The sequence below is a fragment of the Streptomyces sp. JHA26 genome (assembly GCF_002005565.1).
Taxonomy (GTDB): domain Bacteria; phylum Actinomycetota; class Actinomycetes; order Streptomycetales; family Streptomycetaceae; genus Streptomyces.
The window spans coordinates 1-14,660 of the sequence record NZ_BDJC01000005.1; the positions used below are offsets into that span (position 1 = coordinate 1).

Here is a 14,660-nt window from a genome sequence, read left to right on the forward strand (position 1 = left end):
CGCGCTCGTCCGGCTGCGCCGGCAGCGGTACGACCCGGGTGGCGTCCAGCGGCTCCGCCTCGTCGGCGCGGGCCGCGGGCGCGTGGATGACCTTGTCGAGCATCGCGCGGGCGCCCGCGTCGTCGAGCCGCTGGGCGGGGTCCTTGGTGAGCAGCCCGTAGATGACGTCCCGCAGCGGTCCGGCGTTCTTCGGCTCCTCCAGGTTCTCCGTCATCACCGCGGTGAGCGTCGCGATGGCGGAACCCTTGTCGTAGGGCGGGGTGCCCTCCACCGCCGCGTACAGCAGACCGCCGAGGGACCACAGGTCGGCGGCCGGTCCGGGCTTGTGGCCGCGGGCGCGCTCCGGGGAGATGTAGGAGGGGGCGCCGACGAGCATGCCGGTGGAGGTGATGGACGGGTCGCCCTCGACCTGGGCGATGCCGAAGTCGGTGAGCACGACCCGGCCGTCCTCGGCGATCAGGACGTTGGACGGCTTCACGTCACGGTGCAGGATGCCCTCGCGGTGCGCGGAGCGCAGCACGTCGAGGACGGCGAGGCCCACCTCGGCGGCGCGCTTCGGGTCCAGCAGGCCGTCCTCCCGGATGACCTCGGCGAGCGACTTGCCCTCGACGAGTTCCATCACGATCCACGGCCGGTCGTCCTCCTCGACCACGTCGTAGACCGTCACGGCGCTGTTGTTGCGGATCCGCGCGATCGCCTTGGCCTCGCGCAGCGTGCGCGTGATCAGGCGGCGCTTCTCCTCCTCGTCGATGTTGCCCGGGAACCGCAGCTCCTTGACGGCGACCGTGCGTCCCAGGGTCTCGTCCTCGGCGCGCCACACCGTCCCCATGCCGCCGCGGCCGAGCACGTCTCCCAGCCGGTACCGCCCGGCGAGGAGACGTGCGCTCTTGTCCGTACGGGATGTCCCCGCCCGCTCCGCCTCCGACATGCGTCCCCTCATGCAACCCGCCCTGACAGAGCCTTCATTGTCTCTCACCCGACAAGTGCCCGACGCCCAGGGTGCCTCTCGTGCCGCGCCCCGGCCCGGTACGGCGCGGGACGCGGGGAACGGCGCGTTCCGCGGGCCCGCGCGGGAGGCCCGGGAACGCGCCGCGCGGCGCGGTGGGCGCGCCCGGCGCCCGCCTACCGCGGCGCGATGTCGGGGGCCCCGAGCCGGGCCGCGTCGGCCGTCAGGTCGTCCGGCTGGCGCTGCGACTCCCGCTCGGCCTCGACCCGCTTCTCGTAGTGCTGGACCTCGCGTTCGATCTGGTCCTTGCCCCAGCCCAGGACCGGTGCCATCAGCTCGGCGGCCTCGCGGGCGCTGCGGGTGCCCCGGTCGAAGGTCTCGATGGAGATGCGGGTGCGCCGGGTCAGTACGTCGTCCAGGTGCCGCGCGCCCTCGTGCGAGGCGGCGTAGACGACCTCGGCGCGCAGGTAGTCGTCGGCGGCGTGCAGGGGCTCGCCGAGCGAGGGGTCGGCGGTGACGAGCGCCAGCAGTTCCTCCGTCAGGGCGCCGTACCGGTTGAGCAGGTGCTCCACGCGCACCACGTGCAGTCCGGTGCGCGCGGCGATCCGCGCCCGCGCGTTCCACAGCGCGTGGTAGCCCTCGGCGCCGAGCAGCGGCGTCTCCTCGGTGACGCAGTCGGCGACCCGCAGGTCGAGTCCGTGCACCGCCTCGTCCACGGCGTCCTTGGCCATCACGCGGTACGTCGTGTACTTGCCGCCCGCCACGACGACCAGCCCCGGCACCGGGTGGGCGACGGTGTGCTCGCGCGACAGCTTGCTGGTGGCGTCCGACTCGCCGGCCAGCAGCGGGCGCAGGCCCGCGTACACGCCCTCGACGTCGTCGCGCGTGAGCGGCACGGACAGCACCGAGTTGACGCGCTCCAGCAGGTAGTCGATGTCCGCGCTGGAGGCGGCCGGGTGGGCCTTGTCGAGGTCCCAGTCGGTGTCGGTGGTCCCGATGATCCAGTGCCGGCCCCAGGGGATGACGAACAGCACGGACTTCTCGGTGCGCAGGATCAGCCCGGTGGTGGAGTGGATGCGGTCCTTGGGCACGACCAGGTGGATGCCCTTGGACGCCCGGACGTGGAACCGGCCGCGCTCGCCCACCATCGACTGGGTGTCGTCGGTCCACACACCGGTGGCGTTCACCACCTGCTTGGCGCGGATCTCGTACTCGCCGCCCCCTTCGACGTCCTGCACGCGCGCGCCGACCACGCGCTCGCCCTCGCGCAGGAAGCCGGTCACGCGCGCCCGGTTGGCGACCGGGGCGCCGTACGCCGCGGCCGTGCGCACCAGCGTGGTCACGAACCGGGCGTCGTCCATCTGGGCGTCGTAGTACTGGAGCGCGCCGACCAGCGCGTCCTTCTTCAAGGCGGGCGCGACGCGCAGTGCGTGACGCCTGCTCAGGTGCCGGTGCAGGGGCAGGCCCCGGCCGTGTCCGCGGGCCATCGACATCGCGTCGTACAGCGCCACGCCCGATCCGGCGTACAGCCGCTCCCAGCCCTTGTGCTGCAGCGGATACAGGAACGGCACCGGCTTCACCAGATGCGGCGCGAGCCGCTCCAGCAGCAGTCCGCGCTCCTTCAGCGCCTCCCGCACGAGGGCGAAGTCCAGCATCTCCAGGTAGCGCAGACCGCCGTGGATCAGCTTGCTGGACCTGCTGGAGGTGCCCGACGCCCAGTCGCGCGCCTCGACCAGGCCGGTGGACAGGCCGCGCGTCACGGCGTCCAGCGCGGTGCCCGCGCCGACCACGCCCGCGCCCACCACCAGGACGTCCAGTTCCCGCTCGGCCATGGCCGCGAGTGCCTCGGCGCGCTGCGCCGGCCCCAGTGTCGCTGTCCTCACTGCTGCCTCCCGCTGTCGGTCGCGTCGGCCGCACCCGTCGGGCGAAGCCCGGTTCCGTGTACCCCCTGCCCAGATTCTGACCGGGTTGCCCGACTTCAGCCACCACGCGCCCCAGCCTGTGGACAACCTCCTCTCCGGTCACGGTCGACACTCACCCGGACTCGACCGATCAATCCCGCAAATCGGTCATATTTACTCCTAGTCTGACGTTGTGCTCGCCCCATCGGTCCACCGGGCTTGCGCACCTGTCCCGCTTCGGCTACTGGGAAGGACGGCCCACGCCATGCCCGCAGATCTCGCCGTCATCGGACTCGGCCCGTACGGCCTGCCCCTGGCCCAGGCCGCCGTCGCCGCCGGCGTCCCCACGCTCGGCTACAAGACCGGACCCGAGCCCGGGCCCCTGACCCCCGCCGAACTGCGCCGGATGCTCTCGGGGGGCTTCCGGACCCCGGCGGGCCCCGCCGAGCTGGGCCGGGTGCGCACCGCGGTCATCTGCGCGCCGACCCCGGCGGGCCCGGACGGCGGCCCCGACCTCGGCCAGGTGGAGGCCGCGGCCCGCACCCTGGCCGCCCACATGCGCCCCCACACCACGGTGATCCTGGAGTCGCCCGTGCGGCCGGGGACGACGGAGGAGTTCCTGCGCCCCCTCCTCGAGGAGGGCTCCGGGCTGCGCGCCGGCCGCGACTTCCACCTCGCCTACTCCCCCAGCCGCGTCGACCCGGGCAACCGCGACTTCACGCCGGCCAACACACCGAAGGTCATCGGCGGCCTCACCCCCGCCTGCACCGAGTCGGCCGCCGCCTTCTACGGCCGCCTCACCGACAAGGTGGTCCGCGCGCGCGGCCCCCGCGAGGCGGAGACGGTCCAGCTGCTGGAGACCAACTTCCGGCACGTGAACATCGCCCTCGTCAACGAGATGGCCGTCCTCTGCAACGACCTGGGCGTCGACCTGTGGGACGTCCTGCGCTGCGCGGAGACCAAACCGTTCGGCTTCCAGGCCTTCCGCCCCGGCCCCGGCGTCGGCGGCCACTCCGTCCCCCAGGACCTGACCGGCCGGGCCCCCCGCGGCCTGCGCATGGTGGAACTGGCCCGGCAGGTCAACGAGCAGATGCCCCGCTACGTCGTCCGGCGCGCCGCCGCCCTCCTCAACGAGCACGGCAAGTCCGCGCGCGGCGCCCGTGTCCTGCTCCTCGGCGTCACCTACAAGCCCGACCTCGCCGACCAGCAGGCCAGCCCGGCCGAGGAGATCGCGACCCGCCTGATGTCGATGGGCGCCGCCGTCAGCTACCACGACCCGCACATCCCGTCCTGGAACGTCCTGGACCGCCCCGTCCCCCGCGCCGACTCCCTCTACGAGGCCGCCGCCGACGCCGACCTGACGATCCTCCTCCAGCAGCACCGCACGTACGACCTCCAGGGCCTGTCGGTGAAGGCCCAGCTGCTGCTGGACACCCGGGGCGCGACGCCCGCGGGGGCGGCGCACCGTCTCTGAGCGGCCCCCGGGCACGCGAAGGGGCCCGGAGCTCTCGCTCCGGGCCCCTTCCGTACGCCGTCCGGGTGACTACCGCCGGTGCTGCGAGTCCGCGACGGTGACCTCCACGCGCTGGAACTCCTTCAGCTCGCTGTAGCCCGTCGTGGCCATGGCGCGGCGCAGGGCGCCGAAGAAGTTCATCGAGCCGTCCGGGGTGTGGGACGGGCCGGTGAGGACCTCCTCGATGGTGCCGACCGTGCCGAGGTCGACCTTCTTGCCGCGCGGCAGCTCCTCGTTGACGGCCTCCATGCCCCAGTGGTTACCCCTGCCCGGCGCGTCGGTGGCGCGGGCCAGTGGGGAGCCCATCATCACGGAGTCGGCGCCGCAGGCGATGGCCTTGGGCAGGTCGCCGGACCAGCCGACACCGCCGTCGGCGATGACGTGCACGTACCGGCCGCCGGACTCGTCCATGTAGTCGCGGCGGGCGGCGGCCACGTCGGCGACGGCCGTGGCCATCGGGACCTGGATGCCCAGCACGTTGCGCGTGGTGTGCGCGGCGCCGCCGCCGAAGCCGACGAGGACGCCCGCGGCGCCGGTGCGCATCAGGTGCAGGGCGGCCGTGTACGTGGCGCAGCCGCCGACGATGACGGGGACGTCGAGCTCGTAGATGAACTGCTTCAGGTTCAGCGGCTCGTGCGAACCGGAGACGTGCTCCGCGGAGACCGTGGTGCCGCGGATGACGAAGATGTCGACGCCGGCGTCCACGACCGCCTTGGAGAACTGGGCGGTGCGCTGCGGGGAGAGCGCGGCGGCGGTGACCACACCGGAGTCGCGGACCTCCTTGATCCGCTGCCCGATCAGCTCCTCCTTGATGGGAGCGGCGTAGATCTCCTGGAGGCGGCGGGTCGCGGTGTCCGCGTCCAGCCCGACGATCTCGTCGAGCAGCGGCTGCGGGTCCTCGTAGCGCGTCCACAGGCCCTCGAGGTTCAGCACGCCGAGGCCGCCGAGCTCGCCGATGCGGATGGCGGTGGCCGGGGAGACGACCGAGTCCATGGGAGCGGCCAGGAACGGCAGCTCGAAGCGGTAGGCGTCGATCTGCCAGGCGATCGAGACCTCCTTCGGGTCCCGCGTACGGCGGCTGGGGACGACGGCGATGTCGTCGAAGGCGTACGCCCGGCGGCCGCGCTTGCCGCGCCCGATCTCGATCTCAGTCACGTCTGTGGCCTTTCCCTGATGCGTTGCAGCGCCTTCCAGTATCCCCGATGTCCCCTGCGGACACGGCGCGAGGGCGGCCCCGGAACACGTCCGGGACCGCCCTCGGAAGGCGTTGTGCCTACTTGCGGCTGTAGTTCGGCGCCTCGACCGTCATCTGGATGTCGTGCGGGTGGCTCTCCTTGAGACCGGCGGAGGTGATCCGCACGAACCGGCCGTTCGCCTGGAGCTCGGGCACGGTGCGGCCGCCGACGTAGAACATCGACTGGCGCAGGCCGCCGACCAGCTGGTGGACGACCGAGGAGAGCGGGCCGCGGTAGGGCACCTGGCCCTCGATGCCCTCGGGGACCAGCTGCTCGTCGGAGGCGACGCCCTCCTGGAAGTAGCGGTCCTTGGAGAACGACTTGCGGTCGCCGCGGGTCTGCATGGCGCCCAGCGAGCCCATGCCGCGGTACGACTTGAACTGCTTGCCGTTGATGAACATCAGCTCGCCCGGCGACTCCTCGCAGCCCGCGAGCAGCGAGCCGAGCATCACCGTGTCGGCGCCCGCGACCAGGGCCTTGGCGATGTCGCCGGAGTACTGCAGGCCACCGTCGCCGATGACCGGGATGCCGGCCTCCCTGGCGGCCAGCGACGCCTCGTAGATGGCCGTGACCTGGGGGACGCCGATGCCGGCGACGACGCGGGTGGTGCAGATCGAGCCGGGCCCGACGCCCACCTTGATGCCGTCCACGCCGGCGTCGATGAGGGCCTGGGCGCCGTCGCGGGTGGCGATGTTGCCGCCGATGACGTCGACGCCGGAGGAGTTCGACTTGATCTTGGCGACCATGTCGCCGACCAGGCGGGAGTGGCCGTGCGCGGTGTCGACGACGATGAAGTCGACACCGGCCTCGATGAGGGCCTGGGCGCGCTCGAAGGCGTCACCGGCGACGCCGACCGCGGCGCCGACCAGCAGCCGGCCCTCGCCGTCCTTGGCGGCGTTGGGGTACTTCTCGGCCTTGACGAAGTCCTTGACCGTGATCAGGCCCTTGAGGACGCCGTTGTCGTCGACCAGCGGCAGCTTCTCGATCTTGTGTCGGCGCAGCAGCTCCATGGCGTCCGCGCCGGAGATGCCGACCTTGCCGGTGACCAGCGGCATCGGCGTCATGACCTCGCGCACCTGACGGGAGCGGTCGGTCTCGAAGGCCATGTCGCGGTTGGTGACGATGCCGAGCAGCTTCTTGTTGCCGTCGGTGACCGGGACGCCGCTGATGCGGAACTTGGCGCACAGCGCGTCGGCCTCGCCGAGGGTGGCGTCCGGGTGGATGGTGATCGGGTCGGCCACCATGCCCGACTCGGAGCGCTTGACCAGGTCGACCTGGTTGGCCTGGTCCTCGATGGACAGGTTGCGGTGCAGGACCCCGACGCCGCCCTGGCGGGCCATCGCGATCGCCATGCGCGATTCGGTGACCTTGTCCATGGCCGCGGACAGCAGCGGGATGTTCACCCGCACGTTCTTGGAGACGTACGAGGCGGTGTCGATCTCGTCGGGTGCCATGTCCGACGGGCCCGGCAGCAGCAGCACGTCGTCGTAGGTCAGCCCGAGTGTCGCGAATTTCTCGGGCACTCCGTCGACGTTGGCAGTCATGACACCTTCCCCAAATGGCCTTGATCGGTGCGGATGTCCATGCTAACGGGAAGTGGACGTGGCTCATTCCACGATCATGGGAGCCCGCGACGTTCGTGGTTTTGTACGAAGCGGCCGCTCCGTCCGTCCGCGCCCCGGACCCCTGCCCGGACTACTGCTCCGCCAGGGCCCGCAGACGGCTCAGCGCCCGGTGCTGGGCGACGCGCACGGCCCCGGGTGACATTCCCAACATCTGCCCGGTCTCCTCGGCCGTGAGGCCCACGGCGATGCGCAGCAGGAGCAGCTCGCGCTGGTTCTCGGGCAGGTTGGCGAGGAGTTTCTTGGCCCAGGCGGCGTCGCTGCTCAGCAGCGCCCGCTCCTCCGGTCCGAGCGAGTCGTCGGGCCGCTCGGGCATCTCGTCGGACGGCACGGCCGTGGAGCCGGGGTGCCGCATCGCCGCACGCTGGAGGTCGGCGACCTTGTGGGCGGCGATGGCGAAGACGAACGCCTCGAAGGGGCGCCCGGTGTCCTTGTAGCGCGGCAGCGCGAGGAGCACCGCGACGCAGACCTCCTGGGCGAGGTCCTCGACGAAGTGCCGGGCGTCGCCGGGCAGCCGGGACAGACGCGTCCGGCAGTAGCGCAGCGCCAGGGGGTGGACATGGGCGAGCAGGTCGTGCGTGGCCTGCTCGTCCCCGTCGACGGCACGGTGCACGAGCCCACCGACCGTCCCCTGGCCGGGGGCCGCCTCGTCGTCACGCATCGGTCCATGGTGCCTTGCGGCTGTCCGATCCGTGGCTCCGTGCCCGTTGTTGTGCACCGAAGCGTTATGAGCAGGTGCGCCGGAACTCATCCCCTGCGCCCTCCCCTTCCGCTCGACCGACTCGTCCCCGAGGAACTCCACACCTCAAGGATGCGTCATCCGCGGCGAAACGAGCAGCGGGCATCCGGCGGGTCGGCTTGTCACCCCCGCCCACCTCGCGGTAAGCGGGGAACCGGACGTCCCCGTCGGGCCCTGCGGGCCTCCACCACACGGGGTTCCCTACCGGACGAGGCCCCACCGGAAACCGAGCGCCACCGCGTGTGCCCGGTCCGAGGCGCCGAGCTTCTTGAAGAGCCGCCGGGCGTGCGTCTTGACGGTGTCCTCGGAGAGGAACAGCTCGCGTCCGATCTCCGCGTTGGACCGGCCGTGGCTCATGCCCTCCAGGACCTGGATCTCCCGCGCGGTGAGCGTGGGCGCGGCGCCCATCTCGGCCGAGCGCAGCCGGCGCGGGGCGAGCCGCCAGGTCGGGTCGGCGAGGGCCTGCGTGACGGTGGCGCGCAGCTCGGCGCGCGAGGCGTCCTTGTGCAGGTACCCGCGGGCGCCGGCGGCGACCGCGAGGGCGACGCCGTCCAGGTCCTCGGCGACGGTGAGCATGATGATGCGCGCACCGGGGTCCGCGGACAGCAGGCGCCGGACGGTCTCGACGCCGCCCAGGCCGGGCATGCGCACGTCCATCAGAATCAGGTCCGAGCGGTCGGCACCCCAGCGGCGGAGGACTTCCTCGCCGTTGGCAGCCGTCGTCACGCGCTCGACGCCGGGCACGGTCGCGACCGCGCGGCGGAGCGCCTCTCGGGCAAGCGGGGAGTCGTCGCAGACGAGGACGGAAGTCATGGCCGTCCTCCGCAGCTGATGCGCGTCACGTTGAGCCTCCAGGCTGTTACGAAATCTCACCTGTGCGGTCGACCGTCCCGGACGCCCGCCCGAGCACCTGTTCCTTCAACCGCCTCCGCACTCTCAACGACGGTCACTCGAAAGAGTTACGGGGCTGTGTGTCGTCTTCGGCACTCTACGTGAGGGAGTGCTCACGGTGCAGACATGCACGGCGGACCCACGCCCTTTCATCACAAGCCATGCCCCATTTAGCCGCTTTTCTTCCGCTTCGCTGGTGTCTGCGGCTAGATTCGCAATGGGTCATATTTTCATCTCCTTAGATCGTAGTTGTACGGTCGTGGACACCGAATCCACCCAGATCGGCTACAAGGGGTCACGCAATGGCAGATTTCTCCCGCCTTCCCGGACCGAACGCGGACCTGTGGGACTGGCAGCTCCTGGCTGCCTGCCGCGGGGTGGACAGCTCGCTCTTCTTCCATCCGGAGGGCGAGCGCGGTGCGGCCCGGAGCGCTCGTGAGAACTCGGCCAAGGAGGTCTGCATGAGGTGCCCGGTCCGCGCGGAGTGCGCGGCGCACGCGCTGGCGGTGCGCGAGCCGTACGGCGTGTGGGGCGGGCTGACCGAGGACGAGCGCGAGGAGCTCATGGGGCGGGCGCGCAACCGCCTGGTGGCGGCGGCGTCCGCGCCGACGTCGGTGCCGGTCGGCGGAGACGCCGCCGCGCACCACTGAAGGAACGTTTTACCGATAGGGGACGCCGATCACCGGCGGGAACCGGCCGGGGCGCGCACGCGTGCCCTTTCCGCTCAGCGCACGGCGGCCTGGTCCGAAGCGGCCCGGGCCAGCTCGTCCAGCGTCGCCGTCACCGCGGGCACCTGCGCGAGGTCGGGCAGCGTCAGCGCGACGATCTCCCGCCGCACCTCGGGTTCCAGGGCCACCGCGCGCACGCCCCGGGGTCGTACGGACTCGACGGCGAGCTGCGGCAGGACGGCGACGCCGAGACCGGCGCCGACCAGGCCGACCACCGCCGGATAGTCGTCGGTCGCGAAGTCGATGCGCGGGGTGAAGCCGGCGCCCTCGCAGACCTCGACCAGCTGACCGCGGCAGCGCGGACAGCCGGCGATCCACGGCTCCCGGGCCAGTTCCCCGATGGCCACGGAGGCCCCGGCCCCGGCCAGCCGGTGCCGTTCGGGGACCAGGGCCACGAGGCGGTCGGTCAGCAGCGGCCGCACGACCAGGTCGTCCCACTCCTCGGCCCCCGCCGCGCCCTGGTAGCGGAAGGCGAGCGCCACGTCGCAGTCGCCCTCGCGCAGCAGCTCCACGGACTTCGGCGGCTCGGCCTCCTCCAGGAAGACCCGGGTGCCGGGGTGGGCGGCGCGCAGCGCGGCCAGGGCCGTGGGGACGAGGGTGGAGCTGCCGCTGGGGAAGGAGACGAGGCGGACCCGTCCGGCCCGCAGGCCCGCGATGGCCGCGACCTCCTCCTCGGCCGCGGTCAGCCCGGCGAGGATCCCGGCGGCGTGCCGCACCAGCGCCTCACCGGCCTGGGTCAGGCGCATCTCGCGGCCGGTGCGCACGAGCAGGGGCGTGCCGACGGAGGCCTCCAGGGCCTTCATCTGCTGGCTGACGGCGGGCTGGGTGCAGCCCAGCTCACGCCCCGCGGCGGAGAAGGAGCCGGTGGATGCCACGGCGCGCAGGACGCGGAGATGACGGGCCTCGATCACACCGTCGAGGATAAGCGACCCTTTGGCCGGACGCCGAATAATGCGTCGCCGCTTTGACGAGGCCTGTCCTACCGTTCGTCCATGAAGCTTCTGTCAGTCAATCTGGGCCGTCCGAAGGCCGTGCCGTACACCGACCAGCCCGACGGCGTCACCGGCATCGACAAGCGGCCGGCCGACGGGCTCGTCCGGGTGACGGCGCCCGGGCCCAAGGGGACCGGTGCGAGCGGGCTGGCCGGGGACGCGGTGTGCGACACCCGCCATCACGGCGGCGTCGACCAGGCCGTGTACGCCGTGGCGCGCGAGGACATGGACGACTGGGAGCACGAGCTGGGCCGCCCGCTGCCGCACGGCTCGTTCGGCGAGAACCTCACCACGACGGGCGTGGACGTCTCCGGCGCGCTGATCGGCGAGCGCTGGCGCGTCGGCCCCGACCTGGTCCTGGAGGTCACCAGCGGCCGGATCCCCTGCCGGACCTTCCAGGGTCACCTGGGTGAACGGCGGTGGGTGAAGCGCTTCACGGCCAAGGGCGCGCCGGGCGCGTACCTGCGGGTGATCGAGCCCGGCGGGATACGGGCGGGCGACCCGGTGGAGATCGTGCACCGGCCCGCCCACGGGGTGACGGTGGCGCTCCAGTTCCGGGCGGTGACGACGGAGCGGGAGCTGTTGCCCCGCCTGCTCGCGGCGGGTGACGCCCTGCATCCGGAGGCCCTGGCCACGGCGCGCACGTACGTGGGGAAGCAGGGAGCCTGATCCGGGCCCACCAGGGCCCCCTCCACACGTCCCTCACGTTCCGCAGTCCTGGTGAGCGAAACGGACCCACCCGGTCCGGGCCCCCTAACCTTGCGCCATGACAACGGCATTGATTACGGGATCGACGGCGGGCATCGGTGCCGCGTTCGCGCGGCGGCTGGGAGCCGACGGGTACGACCTGGTGCTGGTGGCCCGCGACACCAAGCGGCTGCACGAACAGGCGACCGAACTGCACGACCGGCACGGCATCGAGGCCGAGGTGCTGACGGCCGACCTGGCCACGGACGCGGGCATCGAGACGGTCGCCGCCCGGCTGGACGACCGCAGGAACCCCGTCGACCTGCTGATCAACAACGCCGGCTTCGGCAACAAGGGCCGCTTCCTCGAGGTCTCGATGGCCGACGAGCTGACGATGCTCAAGGTGCACTGCGAGGCGGTGCTGCGGCTGACCGCGGCGGCGACGGGGGCGATGCGGGCACGGGGCCGCGGCGGCGTGGTCAACGTGGCCTCGGTCGCGGCCTTCGTCCCGCGCGGCACGTACGGCGCGTCCAAGGCGTGGGTCGTGCAGTTCACGCAGGGCGTGGCGAAGGACCTGGCCGGCAGCGGCGTACGGCTGATGGCCCTGTGCCCCGGCTTCGTGCGCACGGAGTTCCACGAGCGGGCCGGCATGGGCACGGACAACATCCCGAACTGGATGTGGCTGGACGCCGACAAGCTGGTCTCGGCGGCCCTCGCCGACCTGTCCCGCGGCAAGTCCCTGTCGATCCCCGACCCGCGCTACAAGGCCCTGATGGGCGCGGCGAAGCTGGTGCCGCGGGGGATGCTGGGCGGGATCTCGTCCCGGACGGGGCGGAAGTACGGACCGCAGTAGGGGAGGCCGGGCGGATCCGGCGAAGCCGTCACCCGAACGTGTGGTCTGCCCGTGTTCGGCCCTCACGAGGTGTGCGGGTGCGACGTAACGTCCAGGCGACTGCGCCGCAGCGTGCGCAGGTCGCAGGGCGTGGCAGGGGAGAGGACGGCATCGCGTGATCGCGGACACCGGCGGCCGGGACGGGCTGTTCGCCGACGGCACCGACGGGCGCCACACGGACGGGCGCAGTGCGGACGGGGCGGTGAAGGACGGCACGCGGCAGGATCGCGTCGCGGGACGGGTGTGGACGGTGCGCCTGGATCCGCACGGCGGCACCTCCTCGGGCACGGTACGGCTCACGTGCTCCTGCCCGGACTGCGCCGATCAGCGTCTGCCCGACACCTCCGCGGGGCGCAGGGCCGCGGCCGCGCACGTCAACGGGCATCTGGCCCGGATCCGGGCGGGCGGCGGGCCGCGCGGCGACGCCTGGTGCGGCTGCCGGGCCGCCGACTGCGCGTGGCACTCCCCGGACGTTCCGGCCGGACGGCGCACCGGGGCGCGGGCGGCCGCGGGAGCCGTGCGGTGCGGGGGGCCGGTGGTGCTGACGGTGTACGCGGACCGGGCCGGACGGCTGTGGCGCGTCGCGGAGGTGTGCGCACGCTGTGCGGCCGCCACCCGCGACTGCCGTGTCCTGGACACCGCCCCGCCACCGCCCCGGCCCGTCCCGCCGCCCCCCGCGGGCAGGACGGTCCCGGCACCGGGCGGGCGGCCGACGGGTCCGGGGACGGCGGCAGGTCCGGGGACGGCAACGGGCCCAGGCATGGCGGCGGGTCCGGGGATGGCGGCGGTGTTCTCCGACCGCGCCCCCGGCCCGTCGGTCCCCGCCCCGGCCCTCCCCGCCGGCACCGGCTCACCGGGCCCCCGGCCCGCACCGGTGCCCGGCGCCCGGGCCGCCTCGCCCCGGGGAGCGGCCCGGCGGACGAGGACGACGCGGTGGCGGAAGATCGCGCAGCGGGTCGTGCCGCCCGACCTGCAACCCGAGGCACTGCGGATGGAGCTCGTCGAGCTGGGGGACGCCTTCCGCGACTACCAGCGGCGCCCCGAACCCGACCTCGCCCTCCTCGCCGAGCTCCACGAGCGCAAGGCCCGCGCGTTCGCCCTGTGGGCCGACGTCACGGGCGACGACTCCCTGCGCGACGAGGCGCACCGGGCCGAGAAGGCCGTACGGGCCACCCTCGAGATGCACCGGAACCGCGTCGGCGTCACGGCGGTCGACGGCGGTCCGGTCGTCGACTACCTGCTGACCCGGGGGCAGGGCACGCACGCCCGTGCCGTACTGGAGTACGTCGGAGCCCATGCGCCGTGCCCCGGGGCCGAGGCGCGCCTCGCGGTGCTCATGCTCACCCTGCGGGCCGCGCGCGCGGGCGTGGGCAACGTCACCGGGCAGGACCTCACCGGCTGGCTGCGGGACGATGCCGAGCCGGTGCTCCAGCGGCTCGCCGACGTCGGCTGGCTGCGCCTGCCCGGGACGGCCGCCGAAGCGCTGACCGCCCGGCCCGAGGAACCCGCCTCGGTCACCGTCCCCACGCTCCTGCCCACCGAGCCCCGCCCGTTCTCGTTCGGCAAGGTCACCCGCGCGAGGCTCTCGGGCTGGGCGCAGAAGGTGGTGGGCGACCGGAAGCTGCGCAAGAAGAAGGCGGACGCCGCCACCCGGCTCCTCGCCCTGTACACCGCCGCCCACTGCCGCCCCGACGGCCGTCTCGGGGGCGCCGAGGACGACGGACTGGACCTGACGGCGGTCGCCGCGTTCTGCGCCGTGCCGCCCGAGGACGTCACAGGGCACGTCGAACGGCTGGTCGCCGCCGACTGGCTCGCCGAGGCCGACACCGCCGGGGGGAGGCTGCGCGGCCGGCTCGCCGAGCGGGTCCTGCCGCTGGGCGGACTGCTGTGACGCCGGTGGCGCACGTCCCGCTCGGGCCTCCCGGCCCGCTCGGCCCGGCCGGGAGGAGGCCGGCGGACCGGTCCGCGGCGGCCACCCGGCGTACGGGCTCCCTGCCGGGACCCGGGTCCCCTCACTCCGGCGGCGCGTCCTCGCAGTTCTCCGCGGTCCTCACCACTTCGAGGACCACCGGGTAATCGGTGATCTGCTGGTTCGGCCCCGGCCGGGAGGCGCAGATCTTCCACTCGGCCGGGTCGTCCACGGGGCGCTTCCGTCCGCTCGCGTCCTCGAAGGCCATGTCGATCTGTGAGCCCATCTGCTCCTGCGCACGCCCGGCGTTGCCGCCGATGACGTCGGGCATGCTCGCGGCGACCGGTTCGGGGTTCGCCGGCCGGCGCGCCTCGGTGGTCCCCGGCGCGGACGGCGCGGTGTCCGCCGGGGTGTCCGGCGCGGACGACGCGCCGCAGGCGGTGACCGAGGCCAGGAGCACGGCGACGAGTGCGGATCCCAGGAGCTTGGTGGTGGTCATGTCCATCCCGAGTGTCGACGGTTCGGGACAGTATTCACGAGGGGGCGGGAAGAGGAGCCACTCCCTTGATCACGATTCGGGCGCGGGGAACTGCGCGAACGACCCC

General features: G+C 73.1%; 13 protein-coding genes. 5 read left to right on the forward strand and 8 right to left on the reverse strand.

The window, feature by feature from the left end; genetic code table 11:
* On the reverse strand, positions 1-928 hold a 928-nt coding region (locus tag JHAT_RS04365), incomplete at its 3' end, for a serine/threonine-protein kinase (protein ID WP_143660359.1).
* A gap of 194 nt (positions 929-1,122) precedes the next feature.
* Complete coding sequence (locus JHAT_RS04370; RefSeq protein WP_077796706.1) at positions 1,123-2,829, reverse strand: glycerol-3-phosphate dehydrogenase/oxidase; 1,707 nt, start codon at positions 2,827-2,829, stop codon at positions 1,123-1,125.
* A 283-nt stretch (positions 2,830-3,112) separates the two neighbouring features.
* Here JHAT_RS04370 and JHAT_RS04375 point away from each other — a divergent pair, with 283 nt between their 5' ends.
* Entirely contained in the window at positions 3,113-4,321 is a 1,209-nt protein-coding gene (locus JHAT_RS04375) for a nucleotide sugar dehydrogenase (protein WP_077796707.1), read from the forward strand.
* A gap of 69 nt (positions 4,322-4,390) precedes the next feature.
* Here the strand turns inward: JHAT_RS04375 and JHAT_RS04380 are convergent, their stop codons facing one another.
* From JHAT_RS04380 to JHAT_RS04395, 4 genes are all read right to left on the reverse strand, one after another.
* The gene (locus JHAT_RS04380) at positions 4,391-5,515 is read right to left on the reverse strand and encodes a GuaB3 family IMP dehydrogenase-related protein (RefSeq protein WP_077796708.1); all 1,125 of its coding nucleotides are present in this window, start codon (positions 5,513-5,515) and stop codon (positions 4,391-4,393) included.
* 118 nt (positions 5,516-5,633) lie between these two features.
* A complete protein-coding gene (gene guaB / locus JHAT_RS04385; RefSeq protein WP_077796709.1) occupies positions 5,634-7,139 on the reverse strand; it encodes an IMP dehydrogenase in 1,506 nt (501 codons plus the stop codon).
* A gap of 151 nt (positions 7,140-7,290) precedes the next feature.
* A complete protein-coding gene (locus JHAT_RS04390; protein ID WP_077796710.1) occupies positions 7,291-7,878 on the reverse strand; it encodes a sigma-70 family RNA polymerase sigma factor in 588 nt (195 codons plus the stop codon).
* A 279-nt stretch (positions 7,879-8,157) separates the two neighbouring features.
* Positions 8,158-8,769, reverse strand: a complete 612-nt coding sequence (locus tag JHAT_RS04395) for a response regulator transcription factor (protein WP_003948568.1) — start codon at positions 8,767-8,769, stop codon at positions 8,158-8,160.
* Between the two features lie 380 nt (positions 8,770-9,149).
* Here JHAT_RS04395 and JHAT_RS04400 point away from each other — a divergent pair, with 380 nt between their 5' ends.
* Positions 9,150-9,497, forward strand: coding sequence for a WhiB family transcriptional regulator (locus JHAT_RS04400; RefSeq protein WP_077796711.1), 348 nt, complete (start codon positions 9,150-9,152; stop codon positions 9,495-9,497).
* 74 nt (positions 9,498-9,571) lie between these two features.
* Here the strand turns inward: JHAT_RS04400 and JHAT_RS04405 are convergent, their stop codons facing one another.
* Positions 9,572-10,486: a LysR family transcriptional regulator gene (locus JHAT_RS04405; RefSeq protein WP_077796712.1), complete on the reverse strand. Its 915-nt coding sequence runs from the start codon at positions 10,484-10,486 to the stop codon at positions 9,572-9,574.
* An 81-nt stretch (positions 10,487-10,567) separates the two neighbouring features.
* Here JHAT_RS04405 and JHAT_RS04410 point away from each other — a divergent pair, with 81 nt between their 5' ends.
* From JHAT_RS04410 to JHAT_RS33690, 3 genes are all read left to right on the forward strand, one after another.
* Entirely contained in the window at positions 10,568-11,236 is a 669-nt protein-coding gene (locus JHAT_RS04410) for an MOSC domain-containing protein (RefSeq protein WP_107481817.1), read from the forward strand.
* A gap of 97 nt (positions 11,237-11,333) precedes the next feature.
* Positions 11,334-12,107, forward strand: a complete 774-nt coding sequence (locus tag JHAT_RS04415; protein ID WP_077796714.1) for an SDR family oxidoreductase — start codon at positions 11,334-11,336, stop codon at positions 12,105-12,107.
* A gap of 154 nt (positions 12,108-12,261) precedes the next feature.
* Positions 12,262-14,037, forward strand: coding sequence for a hypothetical protein (locus JHAT_RS33690; RefSeq protein ID WP_253195396.1), 1,776 nt, complete (start codon positions 12,262-12,264; stop codon positions 14,035-14,037).
* A 121-nt stretch (positions 14,038-14,158) separates the two neighbouring features.
* On the opposite strand, the gene JHAT_RS04425 is transcribed toward JHAT_RS33690, so the two are convergent.
* Positions 14,159-14,554, reverse strand: a complete 396-nt coding sequence (locus JHAT_RS04425; protein WP_171990741.1) for a hypothetical protein — start codon at positions 14,552-14,554, stop codon at positions 14,159-14,161.
* Positions 14,555-14,660 lie beyond the last annotated feature (106 nt).

Excerpts from the sequence above, each read along its gene's own strand:
- JHAT_RS04400 (WP_077796711.1), top strand. The coding sequence starts at position 9,150 with ATGGCAGATTTCTCCCGCCTTCCCGGACCGAACGCGGACCTGTGGGAC.
- JHAT_RS04395 (WP_003948568.1), bottom strand. The coding sequence starts at position 8,769 with ATGACTTCCGTCCTCGTCTGCGACGACTCCCCGCTTGCCCGAGAGGCG.
- JHAT_RS04375 (WP_077796707.1), top strand. The coding sequence starts at position 3,113 with ATGCCCGCAGATCTCGCCGTCATCGGACTCGGCCCGTACGGCCTGCCC.
- JHAT_RS04410 (WP_107481817.1), top strand. The coding sequence starts at position 10,568 with ATGAAGCTTCTGTCAGTCAATCTGGGCCGTCCGAAGGCCGTGCCGTAC.
- guaB (WP_077796709.1), bottom strand. The coding sequence starts at position 7,139 with ATGACTGCCAACGTCGACGGAGTGCCCGAGAAATTCGCGACACTCGGG.
- JHAT_RS04425 (WP_171990741.1), bottom strand. The coding sequence starts at position 14,554 with ATGACCACCACCAAGCTCCTGGGATCCGCACTCGTCGCCGTGCTCCTG.
- JHAT_RS04390 (WP_077796710.1), bottom strand. The coding sequence starts at position 7,878 with ATGCGTGACGACGAGGCGGCCCCCGGCCAGGGGACGGTCGGTGGGCTC.
- JHAT_RS04415 (WP_077796714.1), top strand. The coding sequence starts at position 11,334 with ATGACAACGGCATTGATTACGGGATCGACGGCGGGCATCGGTGCCGCG.